The organism is Streptomyces sp. NPDC012825 (genome assembly GCF_042900925.1).
Classification (GTDB): Bacteria; Actinomycetota; Actinomycetes; order Streptomycetales; family Streptomycetaceae; genus Streptomyces.
In genome coordinates this window covers 691,979-709,338 of sequence record NZ_JBIBBZ010000001.1, presented here as the reverse complement: position 1 = coordinate 709,338, position 17,360 = coordinate 691,979, and the positions used below count along the sequence as shown (strand labels likewise).

At 72.2% G+C, this 17,360-nt stretch carries 18 protein-coding genes; 8 read left to right on the top strand and 10 right to left on the bottom strand.

Translation table 11 applies throughout. The features are described 5' to 3' along the window. Positions 1-5: 5 nt before the first annotated feature. From ACFY7E_RS03535 to ychF, 4 genes are all read right to left on the bottom strand, one after another. The gene (locus ACFY7E_RS03535; RefSeq protein WP_389480290.1) at positions 6-989 is read right to left on the bottom strand and encodes a DUF6879 family protein; all 984 of its coding nucleotides are present in this window, start codon (positions 987-989) and stop codon (positions 6-8) included. A 224-nt stretch (positions 990-1,213) separates the two neighbouring features. Beyond that, positions 1,214-1,555, bottom strand: a complete 342-nt coding sequence (locus ACFY7E_RS03530) for a branched-chain amino acid transporter permease (RefSeq protein ID WP_389480287.1) — start codon at positions 1,553-1,555, stop codon at positions 1,214-1,216. After that, positions 1,543-2,319, bottom strand: a complete 777-nt coding sequence (locus ACFY7E_RS03525) for an AzlC family ABC transporter permease (protein ID WP_389480284.1) — start codon at positions 2,317-2,319, stop codon at positions 1,543-1,545. The genes ACFY7E_RS03530 and ACFY7E_RS03525 overlap by 13 nt, the downstream gene beginning before the upstream one ends. 619 nt (positions 2,320-2,938) lie before the next feature. Continuing rightward, complete coding sequence (gene ychF / locus ACFY7E_RS03520; RefSeq protein ID WP_389480282.1) at positions 2,939-4,027, bottom strand: redox-regulated ATPase YchF; 1,089 nt, start codon at positions 4,025-4,027, stop codon at positions 2,939-2,941. 161 nt (positions 4,028-4,188) lie between these two features. Here ychF and ACFY7E_RS03515 point away from each other — a divergent pair, with 161 nt between their 5' ends. After that, on the top strand, positions 4,189-4,947 hold the full coding sequence (locus tag ACFY7E_RS03515; protein ID WP_389480280.1) for a DUF6542 domain-containing protein: 759 nt from the start codon (positions 4,189-4,191) through the stop codon (positions 4,945-4,947). A gap of 25 nt (positions 4,948-4,972) precedes the next feature. Here the strand turns inward: ACFY7E_RS03515 and ppgK are convergent, their stop codons facing one another. After that, a complete protein-coding gene (gene ppgK / locus ACFY7E_RS03510) occupies positions 4,973-5,716 on the bottom strand; it encodes a polyphosphate--glucose phosphotransferase (protein WP_389480277.1) in 744 nt (247 codons plus the stop codon). Between the two features lie 67 nt (positions 5,717-5,783). Beyond that, positions 5,784-6,830: a 4-hydroxy-3-methylbut-2-enyl diphosphate reductase gene (locus ACFY7E_RS03505; RefSeq protein WP_389480274.1), complete on the bottom strand. Its 1,047-nt coding sequence runs from the start codon at positions 6,828-6,830 to the stop codon at positions 5,784-5,786. A 131-nt stretch (positions 6,831-6,961) separates the two neighbouring features. Here ACFY7E_RS03505 and ACFY7E_RS03500 point away from each other — a divergent pair, with 131 nt between their 5' ends. The 4 genes from ACFY7E_RS03500 (at position 6,962) to ACFY7E_RS03485 (ending at position 10,777) form a co-directional block, all read left to right on the top strand. Further along, entirely contained in the window at positions 6,962-8,338 is a 1,377-nt protein-coding gene (locus ACFY7E_RS03500) for an APC family permease (RefSeq protein WP_389480271.1), read from the top strand. Between the two features lie 124 nt (positions 8,339-8,462). After that, positions 8,463-9,680: an exodeoxyribonuclease VII large subunit gene (gene xseA, locus ACFY7E_RS03495; protein WP_389480268.1), complete on the top strand. Its 1,218-nt coding sequence runs from the start codon at positions 8,463-8,465 to the stop codon at positions 9,678-9,680. Between the two features lie 80 nt (positions 9,681-9,760). Beyond that, positions 9,761-10,015 (top strand): exodeoxyribonuclease VII small subunit, encoded by a 255-nt coding sequence (locus tag ACFY7E_RS03490; protein ID WP_389480265.1) that lies wholly within the window; start codon positions 9,761-9,763, stop codon positions 10,013-10,015. Between the two features lie 171 nt (positions 10,016-10,186). Further along, entirely contained in the window at positions 10,187-10,777 is a 591-nt protein-coding gene (locus tag ACFY7E_RS03485) for a malonic semialdehyde reductase (protein ID WP_389480262.1), read from the top strand. Between the two features lie 86 nt (positions 10,778-10,863). Here ACFY7E_RS03485 and ACFY7E_RS03480 read toward each other — a convergent pair whose 3' ends face one another. Further along, positions 10,864-11,400, bottom strand: a complete 537-nt coding sequence (locus ACFY7E_RS03480; RefSeq protein ID WP_383447111.1) for a DUF4245 domain-containing protein — start codon at positions 11,398-11,400, stop codon at positions 10,864-10,866. A 118-nt stretch (positions 11,401-11,518) separates the two neighbouring features. Between ACFY7E_RS03480 and glpX the strand changes: the two genes are divergently transcribed. Further along, positions 11,519-12,550 (top strand): class II fructose-bisphosphatase, encoded by a 1,032-nt coding sequence (gene glpX, locus ACFY7E_RS03475; RefSeq protein WP_121832572.1) that lies wholly within the window; start codon positions 11,519-11,521, stop codon positions 12,548-12,550. Positions 12,551-12,701: 151 nt separating this feature from the next. Here glpX and ACFY7E_RS03470 read toward each other — a convergent pair whose 3' ends face one another. Both ACFY7E_RS03470 and ACFY7E_RS03465 read right to left on the bottom strand, forming a co-directional pair. Then, complete coding sequence (locus tag ACFY7E_RS03470; RefSeq protein WP_383447107.1) at positions 12,702-13,073, bottom strand: WhiB family transcriptional regulator; 372 nt, start codon at positions 13,071-13,073, stop codon at positions 12,702-12,704. A 170-nt stretch (positions 13,074-13,243) separates the two neighbouring features. Then, complete coding sequence (locus tag ACFY7E_RS03465) at positions 13,244-13,966, bottom strand: DUF1707 domain-containing protein (protein ID WP_389480257.1); 723 nt, start codon at positions 13,964-13,966, stop codon at positions 13,244-13,246. A 197-nt stretch (positions 13,967-14,163) separates the two neighbouring features. On the opposite strand from ACFY7E_RS03465, the gene ACFY7E_RS03460 reads away from it, so the two are divergent. Further along, on the top strand, positions 14,164-15,834 hold the full coding sequence (locus ACFY7E_RS03460; protein ID WP_389480253.1) for a fumarate hydratase: 1,671 nt from the start codon (positions 14,164-14,166) through the stop codon (positions 15,832-15,834). Positions 15,835-15,908: 74 nt separating this feature from the next. Here ACFY7E_RS03460 and ACFY7E_RS03455 read toward each other — a convergent pair whose 3' ends face one another. After that, complete coding sequence (locus ACFY7E_RS03455) at positions 15,909-16,448, bottom strand: SRPBCC family protein (RefSeq protein WP_389480250.1); 540 nt, start codon at positions 16,446-16,448, stop codon at positions 15,909-15,911. 245 nt (positions 16,449-16,693) lie between these two features. Between ACFY7E_RS03455 and ACFY7E_RS03450 the strand changes: the two genes are divergently transcribed. Next, the gene (locus ACFY7E_RS03450) at positions 16,694-17,353 is read left to right on the top strand and encodes an HAD family acid phosphatase (RefSeq protein ID WP_389480247.1); all 660 of its coding nucleotides are present in this window, start codon (positions 16,694-16,696) and stop codon (positions 17,351-17,353) included. Positions 17,354-17,360: the final 7 nt, after the last annotated feature.

Sequence of the window (17,360 nt, the reverse complement as noted above, 5' to 3'; positions counted from 1 at the left end):
GGTAGTCAGATGTAACCGCTCTCGACCGCGCGCTGGCCCAGCTGGAAGCGGCTCCGGGCGCCCAGTCTCTCCATCAGCTCCGAGATGAGGCGCCGTTCGCTGCGCAGGGAGATGCCCAGGCGGCGGGCCGCGGCCTCGTCCGTGTAACCACGGGCCAGGAGGCGCAGCAGCTCGCGGGGCTGCGAGCCGGGGTCCTCCAGGCTGCGCCGGGGGGCCTCGCCGAACGGGACCGCCGACGCCCACACCGCCTCGAACAGCGCGAGGAACGCCGCCACCGCGCCGGGCTGGCGCAGCAGCACCGCGCCCGCCGCGCTGTCGGCCGGGTCGATCGGCACCATCGCCAGTTCCTGGTCCTTGATCCACAGGCGCATGGGCAGTGCCGGTACGGTGCGGACCTCCGCGCCGCGTTCGGTGAGCCACCGGGCGTGCTCCAGGGTGCCCGGGGCGTTGCGGATCGAGTCCAGGTACACCGAGCGCATCCGCACCCCGCGCGCCAGCGGCTCCGCGCTGGTCGCCTCGCTCGCCGCGAGGACCTCCGGGGTCTGGGCGCCGCCGGGCACGAAGGCCAGGGACTCCTCGCGCATGGTGGGCACCAGGTCGGTCATCCGGGCCCGTACCGCCTCGACGCCGCGGAGCTGCTCGACCTCCGGCTCCTCGTCGCCGCCGTGCCGCGCGGCGTACTGGGCGAGCAGCATCTCGGCGGCGGCCTGGCTGCGGGCCAGCGTGCGGTTCCGTTCGGCTATCTCGGCCTGCTGAAAGGCGAGCAGCGTGTCCAGGGCGGTCTTGGGGTTCACGACGTACAGCCGGGTGTGGTCCGGCCCGTCCGAGAGGAGCAGTTCCCGCCGCGTCAGCTCCTGGAGCGCCTCGTCCAGCGCGTGCGCCGAACCGTCGAACTCCCCCGCGGCCCCCGCCGCGTCGCACCCCGGCCGGGCGAGGACGAACCGGTAGAGCCGGTCGGCCCCTTCCGTGAGACCGAACGGAGTCAGCACGTGGACAGCTCCCCCACACGTCGCGGCGCCGCACAGGGCGGTGCGGACCGGCCTCGCCGGCGTTCGCGGCCCCGGGACGTACGAGTCGCCGCCCCGTCTGGCGGCGCACCCCGGCCGATGCCGTTCGTCCGCGCCGCACGGCAGTGTCGGACACGGACCACGACGGCGCAACGCGCGTCCAACGGGCGGACGGTGGGTGGAGGCCGGGCAGGGCTGCCCCCGGGTCAGACCAGCCCGTTGACGAGAACCATGTGCAGCGCGACACCGCCGCCGATCGACAGCAGGGCGTTGTCCGTCTTCACGTACATGACCGCCGCCAGGGCGAGCGGGACCAGCTTCGGCAGCCCGAAGGGGTGGACGGTCACGTCGAGGTCCTCGAGGGTGTACATCACGAGGAGGACCATCACCCCGGTCGGCATCTTCTCGCCGAGGTGGCGCAGGTAGCCGTTCGCGGCCGACTTGCCCAGGACGACGAACGGGGCGGCCCGGAGGGCCAGGGTCACCAGGGCGATCACGCCGACGACGGCGAACGTGTGCGCGTCGGAGAGGATGTTCACTTCACGCACTCCTCGTTCTCCTCGTTCTCCTCGTTCTCTTCGGCGCCCCCGCTCCCGTCCTTCCGGTACGTGGCGCTGACGACGGCGACGTAGAGCAGCAGGCTGACGACGAGGAACGACTCCCCGATCACGTACCGGTCCACGAGGTGGCCGACCACCCCGGCGCCCAGGGCGAGCAGGACGAGGGTCGCGCTCCTGCGGGCGCGCACCGCGTTGACCGCGAGGGTCAGGAACATGGCGGTGAGGGCGAAGTCGAAGCCCTTGACGCTCTCCGGGATCACCTGGCCGAGCAGGGCGCCGAGCAGCGCGCCGAGGAACCACCAGACGTGGCTGACCACTTGGAGGACGGTGATCTGCCGGCCGGTGAGGTGCGTGCCGGGGCCCGCGGAGGTGATGCCGTACGTCTCGTCGGTCAGGGCGAAGACGCCGTACGCCTTCCGGGCCCGTCCGCGCAGCCGGTCGATGGGGAAGGACAGGCCGTAGAAGACGTGCCGGAAGTTCACGACCAGCGTGGTGAACGCGACCTGGTAGAGCGGCAGTCCGGCCACCATGAAGCCGACGGCGAGGAACTCCATGGATCCCGCGTAGATCAGCAGGGTGGAGAGCGGAGCCCAGTACCAGTTGATGCCGCTCGCGGTCAGCAGCACGCCGAACGCCACTCCCAGCGGGATGTACGCCATGGCGACGGGCACGGTGAGCCGAACGGCCTCCCCGAAGCCCCCCTCGGACCGCCGGAGGTCCGTCCGTTCCGTGGAGGGCGGCGATGCGCGCATGCTCTCTCCTGCGAGTTCGTGTTCGTGGGTGCCGGGCGGCCGGGGAAAGGGGTCCGGCGCACGACGGCGGACCTCAGCTTCACGCGCACCGGCTCGTGTGTCACCGCTTCCCGGGTGCCACGAAGATGCCTGGCACGGGTGTGCCAGGAAGACCCGCCCGAACGCTTCGACCCGCAGACCGGCCCTGACCTGCGACGGAGCCCTGCCCAGGACTTCCTCACGGGCATGCGTCGGCTGCTCACCGCTGCCCTGCGGACCGAACGGACGGATCCGACTTCGCAGCAACATGAACCGCGCGAGGTGTGGAAGTTCCTCACAGATCTCCGGCTTGGCCCAGTCACCGGTATCGGCTGTGCCCAGTGCTTCGAATCGGGCACGCAGCGACTCGGCCGCCGCCTTTCCACGCGGGTCCAGACCGTTCAGCCAAACCTGTCACCTGTCCGAGGATTCACTCACCGCGACAGCATGCCCCACGGGGGGCCTCGGCCGAAGATCCGCCGGCACCACCAGCGGCTTTCACGTACCGGGGGCGAGTTTCAAGCCGCCATGGTCTCCGTACGGATCACAAAGGCCGCCCGACCCACTCCCTCGCAGGTCGGACGGCCTTCCGCCGGACGTGTCAGACGTTGAACCGGAACTCCACCACGTCCCCGTCCTGCATCACATACTCCTTGCCCTCCATGCGCGCCTTGCCCGCCGCGCGGGCGTCGGCGACCGAGCCCGTTTCGACGAGGTCGGTGAAGGAGATGACCTCGGCCTTGATGAAGCCCTTCTGGAAGTCGGTGTGGATGACGCCGGCCGCCTCGGGAGCCGTGGCGCCCTTCTTGATCGTCCAGGCGCGGGACTCCTTGGGGCCGGCCGTCAGGTAGGTCTGGAGGCCGAGGGTGTCGAAGCCGACGCGGGCGAGGGTGGCGAGGCCGGGCTCCTCGGCACCGACGGACTGGAGGAGCTCCATGGCGTCCTCCTCGTCGAGCTCGGCGAGGTCCTGCTCCAGCTTGGCGTTCAGGAAGATCGCCTCCGCCGGGGCGACCAGGGCGCTCTGCTCGGCCTTGAAGGCGTCGTCGGTCAGCTCGTCCTCGTCCACGTTGAAGACGTAGAGGAACGGCTTCGTGGTGAGCAGGTGCAGGTCGTGGAGGAGCTCCGCCTTCTCCGAGCCCTGCACGATGCCCTGCGAGAAGAGGGTGTCGCCCTTCTCCAGGATCGCCTGCGCCGCCTCGACCGCGGCGACCTTCGGCGCCACGTCCTTCTTGATCCGGGACTCCTTCTGGAGGCGCGGCAGCACCTTCTCGATCGTCTGGAGGTCCGCGAGGATCAGCTCCGTGTTGATCGTCTCGATGTCGTCCTTCGGCGAGACCTTGCCGTCGACGTGCACGACGTTCTCGTCCTTGAAGGCGCGGATGACCTGGCAGATCGCGTCCGACTCGCGGATGTTCGCCAGGAACTTGTTGCCCAGGCCCTCGCCCTCGCTCGCGCCGCGCACGATGCCCGCGATGTCGACGAAGTCGACCGTCGCCGGGAGGACGCGCTGCGAGTTGAAGATCTCCGCGAGCTTGGTCAGACGGGCGTCGGGGACGCCGACGACGCCCACGTTGGGCTCGATCGTGGCGAACGGGTAGTTGGCCGCCAGCACGTCGTTCTTGGTCAGGGCGTTGAACAGGGTCGACTTGCCGACATTCGGCAGACCGACGATTCCGATCGTGAGCGACACGGTGGCGACTTCCTGAAGTGTGGATGGTGGGCCGATCCCCCAGTTTACGGGCGGGCCGAACCGGCCAGTGACGCCGACCTTCGGTCGATCTCGGGGGCAAGGTCACCCAAAGGGCGTGTCCCGGACCCGGTTCCCGCCCCTTCCCGACCTACGTTGGTCGGGTGGAGCAGCACAGGACAAGTCAGCCTCAGGGGCGTCGGCGGCCGAGAAAGTCCGGTTCGCCGGCCGCCGCCCCGCCGCCCGCCGCGCCCTCCGGCCCGTCCGTGGAGGGCGCCGCCGTGCACCGCGTGACCGGCAGAACCGGGCGGACCCCCGGCGGCGCCCGCGTCGAGCGGGCCGCCGCGCCCGGCGTTCCCGGCCGCGCCCCCGGCCGCGCTCCGGGGTCCGCCCCCGCCCGGCGGCCCGGCGGCCGGCCCGTGCCCCCCGTCGTCCTCGCCCTGCGGCGGCTGCCCGCGCCCCGTCTCACCGGGCTCGGCGCCGGGCTCTTCGCCTCCGCCGTCATGCTGGCGATCGGCGTCCTCGACCTGCTGCTCCTCGACGGCTCCCCCGTCGTCTACGGGCTGCTGTTCCTGCCGGTCAGCGCCCTGACCGCGCTCTGGGTCCGTACCGCCGACCTGGTCGCCGCCCCCATCGGCGTCCCCATCGCCTTCGCCGTCGGCGTCGTCCCCGTCGCGGGCGGCACCGGCGGTCTCGGCGGTCAGGCCATGGCCGTCGTGACCGCCCTCGCCGTGCACGCCGGGTGGCTGTACGGCGGCACCCTGGTCGCCGGCCTCGTCGCCGTCGTCCGGAAGGTGCGGGACACGGGACGGCGGCAGCAGCGGAACCGGACCGCCACCACCGGGACCACCGGGTCCGCCGCCCCCGTCGTCAAAAGCTCCAAGGCCGCCAAGGCCGCAGCCAAGGCCGCCAAGGCCCGGTGAGCCCCCGGGCCCCGGGCCCCTTCCCTCACTCCCCGGCCGCCGCCATCGCCGCCCCCACGATCCCCGCGTTGTTCTGGAGCTCCGCCGGGACGATCTCCGCCCGGATCCCCTCGATCAGCGGCAGGAACTTGTCCGCCTTGCGGCTGACGCCGCCGCCGATGATGAAGAGCTCCGGCGAGAACAGCATCTCCACGTGCGCCAGGTACTTCTGCACCCGGTGGGTCGCCCAGTGCTCCCAGCTGAGGTCCTCGTCCTCCTTGGCCTTCGTCGAGGCCCGCTTCTCCGCGTCGTGACCCTTGAGCTCCAGATGACCCAGCTCCGTGTTCGGGACGAGCCGGCCGTCGACGAACAGGGCCGAGCCGATGCCCGTGCCGAGGGTCAGCATGATCACCGTGCCCCTGCGGCCCCGGCCCGCGCCGAAGGTCATCTCCGCGACCCCCGCCGCGTCCGCGTCGTTCAGGACGGTCACGGGGAGGCCCCCGATCCGTTCGCCGATCAGCGCGCCCGCGTCGACGTCGATCCAGGACTTGTCCACGTTGGCCGCCGTACGGATCGTGGAGCCCGTCACCACGCCCGGGAAGGTCACCCCCACCGGGCCCGTCCAGCCGAAGTGCGCCACGACCTCCGCGACGCAGCCCGCCACACCGTCGGGTGTGGCGGGCTGCGGGGTCAGTACCTTGTGGCGCTCCTCGGTGAGCGTGCCGCGCTCCAGGTCCACGGGAGCGCCCTTGATGCCCGAGCCGCCGATGTCCACTCCGAAGACGTTCATGGACCCACCGTAAGGGCTGGGGCGCCGGGTTACTCCCCGACCGGGCCACACCCGGCCGGTCCGGCCGTCACTCCCCGGAGGCCGCCGCGCCCGCGCCGAGCCTCTCGGCCACGGCCCGCAGGTCCTTGTCGCGGAGCTCCTTGGGGAGCGAGAAGGTCAGGGACTCGTCGGCCGTCTTGACGATCTCGACGTCCGCGTACCCCCGCTCGGCCAGCCACTCCAGGACCTCCTGCACCAGGACGTCCGGGACGGAGGCGCCGGAGGAGAGGCCGACGCTGGTCACGCCCTCCAGCCAGGCCTCGTCGATCTCGCTCGCGAAGTCCACGAGGTACGCGGCGGGCACGCCGGCCTGCTTGGCGACCTCGACCATGCGGATCGAGTTGGAGGAGTTCTTCGAGCCGACGACGATCACGAGGTCGGCCTGGCCGGCCAGCTCCTTGATCGCGGTCTGGCGGTTCTGCGTGGCGTAGCAGATGTCGTCGGACGGCGGGGAGATCAGCTGCGGGAACTTCTCCTTCAGCGCGTCGACCGTCTCCATCGTCTCGTCCACCGACAGCGTGGTCTGGGAGAGCCAGACGACCCGGGAGGGGTCGCGGACCTCGATCTTGGCGACGTCCTCGGGGCCGTCGACCAGCTGGATGTGGTCCGGGGCCTCGCCGGAGGTGCCGATGACCTCCTCGTGGCCCTCGTGGCCGATGAGGAGGATGTCGAAGTCCTCCCTGGCGAACCGGACGGCCTCCTTGTGGACCTTGGTGACCAGCGGGCAGGTGGCGTCGATGGTCGCGAGCCGGCCCTGCCGGGCCTCCTCGTGGACGGTCGGGGCGACGCCGTGCGCGGAGAACATCACGATGTTGCCCGGCGGCACCTCGGTCGCCTGGTCGACGAAGATCGCGCCCTTCCGCTCCAGGGTCTGGACGACGTACTTGTTGTGGACGATCTCGTGCCGGACGTAGATCGGGGCCCCGTACTGCTCCAGGGCCTTCTCCACCGCGATCACGGCACGGTCCACGCCCGCGCAGTAGCCGCGGGGAGCGGCGAGCAGGACACGCTTCGGGCGGTTCGTCGCGGGGGCGGGATCGGGCGTCGACGCGGGCGTTGCAGTCATGCGTCCCATCGTAAGGCCGCGCCTCCGCCCTCCCGTGTCGGCGGGCGTGCGGTCGGTCTCCGCGCCGGTGCCGTGCCCCGCCCGGCCGTACCGCCGCGTCGTTCGGCGATTCGACCGCCCCCGTGGCCGAAACTGGCCTCATGGCCGAGGAATCGCAGGTGGCGGCGGGCGGGAACGGCGACGGTGGCGGCGGTGCGGACCACACGGGGCTCCGGCGGAACCTCGGGTTCCGCGACCTGGTCGTCTACGGGCTGCTCTTCATCGCGCCCATGGCTCCGGTCGGCGTCTTCGGGACGCTCGACGCCAGGTCGCACGGCGCGGTCGCGCTCGTGTACGTGGTGGCGACGGTCGCCATGGCGTTCACGGCGTTCAGCTACGCCCAGATGGTGCGGGTCGCGCCGCAGGCCGGCTCCGTCTTCACGTACGCGCGCAAGGGCCTCGGGGAGGGGCCGGGCTTCGTCGCCGGGTGGATGGCGATGCTCGACTACCTGCTGATCCCCGCCGTCGCCTACCTCTTCGCGGGCATCGCCATGGAGGCGCTCGTCCCGGAGGTCGACCGGTGGGTGTGGACCGGGATCGCCGTGGTCCTCACCACCCTGCTCAACCTGTGGGGGGTGCGGGCGGCGGCCCGCGTCGGCTTCGCGGTGCTCGCCCTGGAGATCGCCGTGCTCCTCGTCTTCGTCGCGTCGGCCGCGGTGGTGCTCGTACGGGACGGGGCGCAGCGGGACTGGTGGTCGCCGCTGACCGGTGACGCGTCGTTCTCGCTCGCGGCGGTGATCGGCGCGGTCTCGGTCGCCGTCCTCTCCTACCTGGGCTTCGACGCGATCGCCTCCTTCGCGGAGGAGGTCACCGGGGGTTCGGCGAAGGTGGCGCGGGCGCTGCTGTTCTGCCTGGCGCTCGCGGGCACGCTCTTCGTGGCGCAGACCTGGCTGGTGGCGCTGCTCGAACCGGTCTCGTCCGCCGAGCTCGCCGCCGACCCCGGCAAGCAGGGCTCCGCCTTCTACGACGCCGTGGACGCCTCGGTCGGCGGCTGGCTGCACGACCTGGTGGCCGCCTCCAAGGCGATCGGCGCGGCCTTCGCGGCGCTCGCGGGACAGGCGGCCGGCGGACGGTTGCTCTTCGCGATGGGCCGCGACCGGCGGCTGCCGCACCTGCTCGCCCGTACGGACGGCGGCGTGCCGCGCGTGGCGCTGCTGGTGTCCGCCGCCGTGACGATGGTCGCGGCGGTGTGGGCGGCGCGGCGGGACGACGGCCTGGACCACCTGGTGTCGGTGGTCGACATCGGCGCGCTCACCGCCTTCGTCCTGCTGCACGCGAGCGTGGTGGGCTGGTTCGCCGTCCGTCGGGGGGAGGGGCCGCCGAACGTGCTGAAGCACGTGGTGGCGCCGGTCGTCGGCGCGGCGATCCTGGTCGCGGTGATCGTCGAGGCCTCGGCGGCGGCCCAGGTGGTGGGCGTGGTCTGGCTGGGCGTCGGCCTGGTGGTGCTGGCCGTCCAGGGGGCGTCGCGGACGCGGTGAGCACGGGCGGGGCCGTACGGGACCCGGGGCCCGCCCCCGCGCCCGGCCCGGGGCCCCTCCCCGCGCCCGGGCCGCCGCCGTACGCCGTCCTGACGTTGTCGTACCGCGCCGTTACGCTCGGTCCATGGCTCTGACTACGTCCGCCGAAACGCCGCTGCCCGTCGGTGAGGTCTCCCGGATGATCGGGGGATGGATCGACCGGCTCGGGGCGATCTGGGTCGAGGGGCAGATCACGCAGCTGTCGCGGCGTCCCGGTGCCGGGGTCGTCTTCCTGACGCTGCGGGACCCCTCGCACGACGTCTCGATCGGCGTCACCTGCTACCGGCAGGTCTTCGACGCGGTCGCGGACCTCGTGTCGGAGGGCGCGAGGGTCGTCGTGCACGCCAAGCCCGAGTGGTACGCGCCGCGCGGTCAGCTGTCGCTGCGGGCCGCCGAGATCAAGCCGGTCGGGATCGGGGAGCTGCTCGCCCGCCTGGAGCAGCTGAAGCGGTCCCTGGCGGCCGAGGGGCTGTTCGCGCTCGACCGGAAGAAGCCGCTGCCGTTCCTGCCGCGCCGGATCGGTCTGGTCTGCGGCCGGGCGTCGGCGGCGGAGCGGGACGTCCTGGAGAACGCGCGCCGCCGCTGGCCCGCCGTCGCCTTCGAGGTGCGGAACGTCGCGGTGCAGGGCGTGAAGGCCGTCCCGCAGGTCGTCCGGGCGGTCCGGGAGCTCGACGCGGACGAGGACGTGGACGTGATCGTCGTGGCCCGGGGCGGCGGCAGCGTCGAGGACCTGCTGCCGTTCTCGGACGAGCAGCTCGTCCGGACCGTGGCCGACTGCCGTACGCCGGTGGTCTCCGCGATCGGGCACGAGCCGGACTCGCCCCTGCTCGACCTGGTGGCCGACCTGCGGGCCTCGACGCCGACGGACGCGGCCAAGAAGGTCGTCCCGGACGTCGGCGAGGAGCTCGACCGGGTGCGCGGTCTGCGGGACCGGGCGCTGCGGACCGTGCAGGGGCTCCTGGACCGGGAGGAGCGCGGTCTGGCGCACGCGCTCGCGCGGCCCGTCATGGAGCAGCCGGTGCGCATGGTCGAGGTGCGCGAGGACGAGGTGTCCGCGCTGCTCGCCCGGAGCCGGCGGGTGCTCGGCCACCTCCTCGACCGGGCCGACTCGGAGCTCTCGCACACCCGGGCGCGGGTCCGGGCGCTGTCGCCCGCCGCGACCCTGGAGCGGGGGTACGCGGTGCTCCAGCGGGCGGACGGGACGGTGGTCCGCTCCCCCGGCGAGGTCGCCGGGGACGAGGAGCTGCGGGCCCGGGTCGCGGAGGGCGAGTTCGCGGTGCGGCGCGTGGCGGACGCCGGCTGAGCGGCCCCCGGAGGCCTCGTCACCGACCACCCCATCACCTCGACGGAACGACGGAACGACGGAACGACGGAAGGACGGACATGGCAGCGGCTACGAACACGGACAAGGGCGCGGACGGGGCGGCGCTCGGGTACGAGCAGGCGCGGGACGAGCTGATCGAGGTCGTCCGGCGGCTGGAGGCGGGCGGGACCACCCTGGAGGACTCCCTCGCCCTCTGGGAGCGGGGCGAGGAGCTGGCGAAGGTGTGCCGGCTCCGTCTGGAGGGCGCCCGGGCCCGCCTGGACGCCGCGCTCGCGGCGGACGCGGACGGCGAGGAAGGCCCGAACGAGGAGTGACCTTCCGGGGCGCGGCCGTCCCGGCGTAGACTCACGAGTGAAGCGGATCACTATCCGAATTGGATAGTTGAATTTTCACCAATCGGAGGCGTACTGTCGAGGACGTCGCTCGAACTCCGCACGGGCGGCCCCCACCTTGTGCAGTTTTGTGCAGTCCGGAAGGTACGCAGCATGTCTCTCGCCCTTGATCCCGCCGCCCAGGACCTCCTCTTCCGCGAGGCCCGCACCGCCAACACGTTCACCGACGAGCCGGTGACCGACGAGCAGGTGCAGGCGATCTACGACCTGGTGAAGTACGGCCCCACCGCCTTCAACCAGACCCCGCTGCGCATCACCCTGGTCCGCTCCCCCGAGGCCCGCGAGCGCCTGGTCAAGCACATGGCCGAGGGCAACCGGCCGAAGACCGCCGCCGCCCCGCTCGTCGCGATCCTCTCCGCGGACAACGAGTTCCACGAGGACCTGCCGGCCCTGCTCCCGCACTTCCCGCAGGCCAAGGACATGTTCTTCGCCGAGCGCCCCGTCCGCGAGCAGTCCGCCGTGCTGAACGCCGCCCTCCAGGCCGCGTACTTCATCGTCGGCGTCCGCGCCGCCGGCCTGGCCGCCGGCCCGATGACCGGCCTGGACTTCGCCGGCGTCCAGAAGGAGTTCCTCGACGCCGACCACACCCCGCTGATGGTCGTCAACATCGGCAGGCCGGGCGAGGACGCCTGGTTCCCGCGCTCCCCGCGCCTCTCCTTCGACGAGGTCGTCACCACCGTCTGAGACCGGTGACCACGGCCCGTACGGGCACGGGAAGGGCCCCGCACTCGTGGAGTGCGGGGCCCTTCCCGTACGCCGTCGCGTGCCCCTCAGGCCTTCTGCGACGACCGGAGCGAGCCCGCCATCTCGGCCAGCCGCTCGAAGGACGCCGTGCCGGTCACCACCGTCGTCGCGCCGCCCTCCGTCCGCACGAGCGCGTCGTACTTCGGCCCCTCCCAGCGGTGCCAGACCACGCCGTCCACCGTCTGGGTCCTCCCGGTGTCCTTCGCCTTCCGCGTCACGTCGGGCACGAACTCGCGGGGCTCCGCCGTCGACTGGTGGATCGCCACGTACTGGGTGTCCGGGGAGAGGAAGCCGAGCTGCCAGGCGTCGGCGTCCTCCCGCTTGTACGAGACGACCGTCGCCTTCCAGCCCTTCTCGAGGCCCTCGGGCGCCAGCACCGGATACGGCGCCGCCCGCTGGGCCGTCAGGAGCTCGACCCGGTAGTCCTTCGCCTTCACCGGGTCCGCGTGCTCGTCGTGCGGGATGAAGAGATACATCACGCCCGCGGCGACCATGATCACACCGAGGGACTGGAACATCCCGCGTACCGTCTGCCTGCCTCGCATACCTGCCACGCCCCCCATGGTCGCATCACGGTCCCGTGCTCATACGTGGGCCCCTCTGCTCATTTTGTCGACCTGACGATAGAGTCACGGGACCCTCTTATTTTGCGGCCGTCGCCGTACAGAAAGGTGCGCCCCGATGACCGAGCACACCCTCCCGCCCGAGCTGGAGGTCTCTCCCGAGGCCCCCGACCGCAACCTCGCCCTCGAACTGGTGCGCGTCACCGAGGCCGCCGCCATGGCCGCCGGACGCTGGGTCGGCCGGGGCGACAAGATCGGCGCGGACGGCGCGGCGGTCAACGCCATGCGGACCCTGATCTCCACCGTCTCGATGGACGGCGTCGTCGTCATCGGCGAGGGCGAGAAGGACGAAGCCCCGATGCTCTTCAACGGCGAGCGGGTCGGCGACGGCACCGGCGCCGAGGTCGACATCGCCGTCGACCCGATCGACGGCACCACGCTCAACGCCAAGGGCATGCCGAACGCGATCGCCGTCCTGGCCGCCGCCGACCGCGGCACCATGTTCGACCCGTCCGCGGTCTTCTACATGGACAAGCTGGTCACCGGCCCGGAGGCCGCCGACTTCGTCGACATCAACGCCCCCGTCTCGGTCAACATCCGCCGGGTCGCCAAGGCGAAGAACTCCTCGCCCGAGGACATCACGGTCGTCATCCTGGACCGCCCCCGCCACGAGGGCATCGTCAAGGAGATCCGCGAGACCGGGGCCCGGATCAAGTTCATCTCGGACGGCGACGTCGCCGGTTCGATCATGGCCGTCCGCGAGGGCACCGGCGTCGACATGCTCATGGGCATCGGCGGCACCCCCGAGGGCATCATCTCCGCCTGCGCGATCAAGTGCCTCGGCGGCGTGATCCAGGGCAAGCTGTGGCCGAAGGACGACGCCGAGCGCCAGAAGGCCCTCGACGCGGGCCACGACCTGGACCGGGTGCTCTCCACGGACGACCTGGTCAGCGGCGACAACGTCTTCTTCGTCGCGACCGGCATCACCGACGGCGAGCTGCTGCGCGGGGTGCGCTACCGCGCCGAGACGGCGACCACGCAGTCCCTCGTCATGCGCTCGAAGTCCGGCACGATCCGCCAGATCGACTCCACGCACCGGCTCTCGAAGCTGCGCGCGTACAGCAAGATCGACTTCGACCGCGCCAAGTAGGCCGGGACCGGGCGGGCCGGACCCGCGGACGGTACGAAGAGGGGCGCCCCCATGTGCGGTGGGGGCGCCCCTTCCCGTACGGACCGGCGGAGGTCTCCGTGCCCGGCTCCGGTCCTGCTGTCCCGCCCGGCGCCCGGCTCCGCTCCTCGCGTCAGCCCGCCTGGGCGATCCGCTCCGTCGCGGCGGCCTTCCTCAGCTCCACCTCGCGCCGCCGGCGCCGGGCGAGGACGACGCGGCGCTCCGCCGCCGTGAGCCCGCCCCACACCCCGTACGGCTCGGGCTGGAGCAGTGCGTGCTCGCGGCACTCCACCATCACCGGGCAGCGCGCGCAGACCTGCTTGGCGGCCTCCTCGCGGGCGAGGCGCGCGGCCGTCGGCTCCTTGGAGGGGGCGAAGAAGAGTCCCGCCTCGTCACGACGGCACACCGCCTCCGCGTGCCACGGGCCGCCCGCGTCCTCCCGGGCCGGGGTGCGGGCGGGGGGGACGGCGACGGCCTGGAGGGGCTGATGCGGCAGTTGCAGCACGGTCTACTCCTGACGACTGACGACGGCTTCGCGAGCGAGAGGCGATGCCACGAGCCTTACCCGCTGTGCGCGCGCCTATGCACTGGGTGCCGTGCCGTTCCGGACTGCGGAGGGCCGGCGGCGGATTCCGGTCATCCGCCCCGGAGCGCCCCGCCGCCCGCGAACGCCCGTCAGTGGCCGAGGTGTTTGCGCATCCTGCCCTGGAGGTCCGTGATCCACTTGCCGCGCTTGGGCCGCGCCTCGACGTTCCCGAAGACCGAGTAGCCGTTGATGACGACGACCGGGGCCTGCGGGTCGACGCCCTCCAGGGTCACGACCTCGAAGTTCCCGAAGACCCCGCTGCCGTTGCCGCGCAGGCTGATGTTCTCCGGGACCCGCACCTCGACGTTGCCGAAGATCGAGGTGGCGTTGATGGTGGTCAGGCGCTGGGCGAAGATCGCCTCGGTCAGGTCGATCTCGATGTTGCCGAAGAGCGCGAAGGCGTTCGTCCGGCGGCTCACCCGCCAGCGGCCCTTGCGGGTGGTGCTGGAGAAGACCGCGACGAGGTTCTCCGGGGGGCCGTCCCGGTCGTCGGGCCCGTAGGCGTAGGCCGGGTCGGGCGCGGGCCGGGAGGTCCGGGCGGCCGGCAGGTCGCGGACGATCGGCTCCAGCTCCCCGACCGTCTTGGCCCGGTAGACCGCGTCGATCCGGTCCGAGTGCTCCTCGGCGTCCAGCCTGCCCTCGGCCAGGGCCTCGCCGAGGATGTCGGCGATCCGGTCCCGGTCCGCGTCCGAGGCCCGCAGCGAGCCCTGCGGATCGGCGAAGGCGGGCGCCGCGGGGGCGGTCTCGGCGGGGGCGGCCGACCGCTGCGGCTGCGGCTGCTTCTCGGGTTCGGGCTGCTTTTCGAGGTCCACGGAGCCAGCCTAGCGAAACGCGATAGATCGCGACCAGGGGGCGGGCCGGGACCTGTGGACGAAGCCGCGGCGGGACACGGCCGGATCCAAGTGAGCCTTACCTCACAGGCTCGTCGGAACGGGCGCGTTCTACGCTGGAGGGCGCGTTGCCAACGGAGGCGGCGCCGCCGCCCGCCGAGTGAGGAATGACCGCCGTCATGCCAGAGTTTTCGTACTCCGATCTGCTCCCCCTGGGAGAGGACACCACGCCCTACCGCCTGGTGACCGCCGAAGGCGTCTCCACCTTCGAGGCCGACGGGCGTACGTTCCTCAAGGTCGAGCCCGAGGCGCTGCGGCGGCTGGCCGCCGAGGCGATCCACGACATCCAGCACTTCCTGCGCCCGGCCCACCTGGCCCAGCTGCGCCGGATCATCGACGACCCGGAGGCGTCGGCCAACGACAAGTTCGTCGCGCTCGACCTCCTCAAGAACGCGAACATCGCCGCCGCCGGCGTCCTCCCCATGTGCCAGGACACCGGCACCGCGATCGTCATGGGCAAGCGCGGCCAGAACGTGCTGACCTCCGGCCGCGACGAGGAGGCCCTGTCCAAGGGCGTCTACGACGCGTACACCAAGCTCAACCTGCGGTACTCGCAGATGGCCCCGGTGACCATGTGGGAGGAGAAGAACACCGGCTCGAACCTGCCCGCGCAGATCGAGCTGTACGCGACCGACGGCGGCGCGTACAAGTTCCTCTTCATGGCCAAGGGCGGCGGCTCGGCCAACAAGTCGTTCCTCTACCAGGAGACCAAGGCGGTCCTCAACGAGGCCTCCATGATGAAGTTCCTGGAGGAGAAGATCCGTTCGCTCGGCACGGCCGCCTGCCCGCCGTACCACCTGGCGATCGTCGTCGGCGGCACCAGCGCCGAGTTCGCCCTGAAGACCGCGAAGTACGCCTCCGCGCACTACCTGGACGAGCTGCCCACCGAGGGCTCGGCCGAGACCGGCCACGGCTTCCGCGACAAGGAGCTGGAGGAGAAGGTCTTCGAGCTGACGCAGCGGATCGGCATCGGGGCGCAGTTCGGCGGCAAGTACTTCTGCCACGACGTGCGCGTGGTGCGCCTGCCGCGCCACGGCGCCTCGCTGCCCGTCGCCATCGCCGTCTCCTGCTCGGCCGACCGCCAGGCCGTCGCGAAGATCACCGCCGAGGGCGTCTTCCTGGAGCAGCTGGAGACGGACCCGGCGCGGTTCCTGCCGGAGACCACCGACGAGCACCTCGACGAGGCCTCCGACGTCGTGCGGATCGACCTCAACCAGCCGATGGACGAGATCCTCGCCGAGCTGACCAAGTACCCGGTCAAGACCCGCCTCTCGCTGACCGGCCCGCTGGTCGTGGCGCGCGACATCGCGCACGCCAAGATCAAGGAGCGCCTGGACGCGGGCGAGGAGATGCCGCAGTACCTGAAGGACCACCCGGTGTACTACGCGGGCCCGGCGAAGACCCCCGAGGGGTACGCCTCCGGGTCCTTCGGCCCGACGACGGCCGGCCGCATGGACTCGTACGTGGAGCAGTTCCAGGCGGCGGGCGGCTCGAAGGTCATGCTGGCCAAGGGCAACCGCTCCAAGCAGGTCACGGACGCGTGCGGCAGCCACGGCGGCTTCTACCTCGGCTCGATCGGCGGCCCGGCGGCGCGCCTGGCGCAGGACTGCATCAAGAAGGTCGAGGTCGTCGAGTACGAGGAGCTCGGCATGGAGGCGGTCTGGAGGATCGAGGTCGAGGACTTCCCGGCGTTCATCGTCGTCGACGACAAGGGGAACGACTTCTTCCAGAATCCGGCGCCGGAGCCGACGTTCACGCACATCCCGGTGCGCGGTCCCGGTCTGGCCTGATCCCGCGGCAGTGCGCCGAAGAGCCCCCGCCCCCGGCCGTCACCGGGGCGGGGGCTCTTCCCGTACGGAAGGGGTCACGCGCCCCTCTCGGCGAGGGACTTGATGCCCGCGAGGGTCGCCTCCATCCCCGCCCGCAGCTCCTCGACGCGGGCGGCGACGATCCGCTCCTCGCGGTCCGGCCACCGGTCGAGGGCCAGGGAGACGCCGCTGCGGGCCGGGCCGAGGCGGACCGACTGGCGGAGCCGGGTGCCGCCGGCCCCGGGCGCGAGTTCGTAGCGCCAGGCCGCCATGGGCCGCGCCGGGTCCGGGGCCGGGCCGCCGTAGCGGCCGTCGGCGTCCGTGACCGCCCAGGCGAACACCCGCCGCTCGCCCGTACCGTCCAGCTCGGTGACGTGGGAGACGGTCCGCCACTCGCCGAGCAGCCGGTGGTGGTTGTGGCCCTCGAAGCGCGCGCCCACCCGGGGCCCTTCCGCCCCGTCGAGCCAGGCGGCGCGGCACAGTTCCGGGCTGAACCTGACGGGCAGCAGGATGTCGGTCACCAGCTCCCAGACCCGCGGCACGGCCGCCCCGACGTGGATGTCACAGTGTGCGCTCGGCTCCTCGGCGTACCGCATGGCGCTCCCTCCGGTTCGGTCCTCCGATCATCCGGCGGGCCGGTCCGCGTCCACAACGGGACGCACGTCACCCCGTACGGCACTCCGCGCGCGCCCGCGCGTCGCCCCGCCGGAAGTGGAACCCGCCCTTCGGCCACGGGTGCTCAGAAACCCGCTACCGACCGGTAGCCCTCCCGTCGCCTACCCGTCAGTATGGGCCGTGAGCATGTCAACCACTGAGTCGGTCGACCTCTCGGGAGCCCCCCATGCCCTCCACCCCCCTCCACCGGCGTGCCGCCGCCGGTTCCACCGCCGCGCTCGCCCTCTCCGCCCTCCTCGTCGTCGGGCCCGCGCCCGCCGCCTCCGCGGCCACCGCCTCCGTCGCCTCCGACCCGGACGGCCACGTGGTGTCGACCGCCGCGCTCGCCGGCGTCGACCACGGCACCTGGCGCCGTGACGTGGCGGCCGTCGTCGCCGAGGCACGTCCGTACGTCGAGGAGCGCGCGAAGGACGCCGGGCGCGAGAAGCAGGCCCTCGTCCTCGACATCGACAACAGCTCCCTGGAGACGGACTTCCACCCGTTCTGGGAGCTGCCCACCCCGGCCGTCCCCGAGGTCCGCGACCTCGCCCGGGACGCCCACGCGCGCGGGGTGGACGTCTTCTTCGTCACCGCCCGCCCCGGGATCGTCCACTCCCTCACCGACTGGAACCTGAAGAAGGCCGGTTACCCGGTCGACGGCCTGTACGTGCGCTCGCTGCCCGACCTGTTCGCCGGGGTCGGCGCGTACAAGACGGAGAAGCGCGCGGAGATCGAGGCCAAGGGCTACACGATCATCGCGAACATCGGCAACAACACCACCGACCTGGTCGGCGGCCACGCCGAGCGCGCCTTCAAGCTCCCGGACTACGGCGGCAAGCTCTCCTGACGTCCGC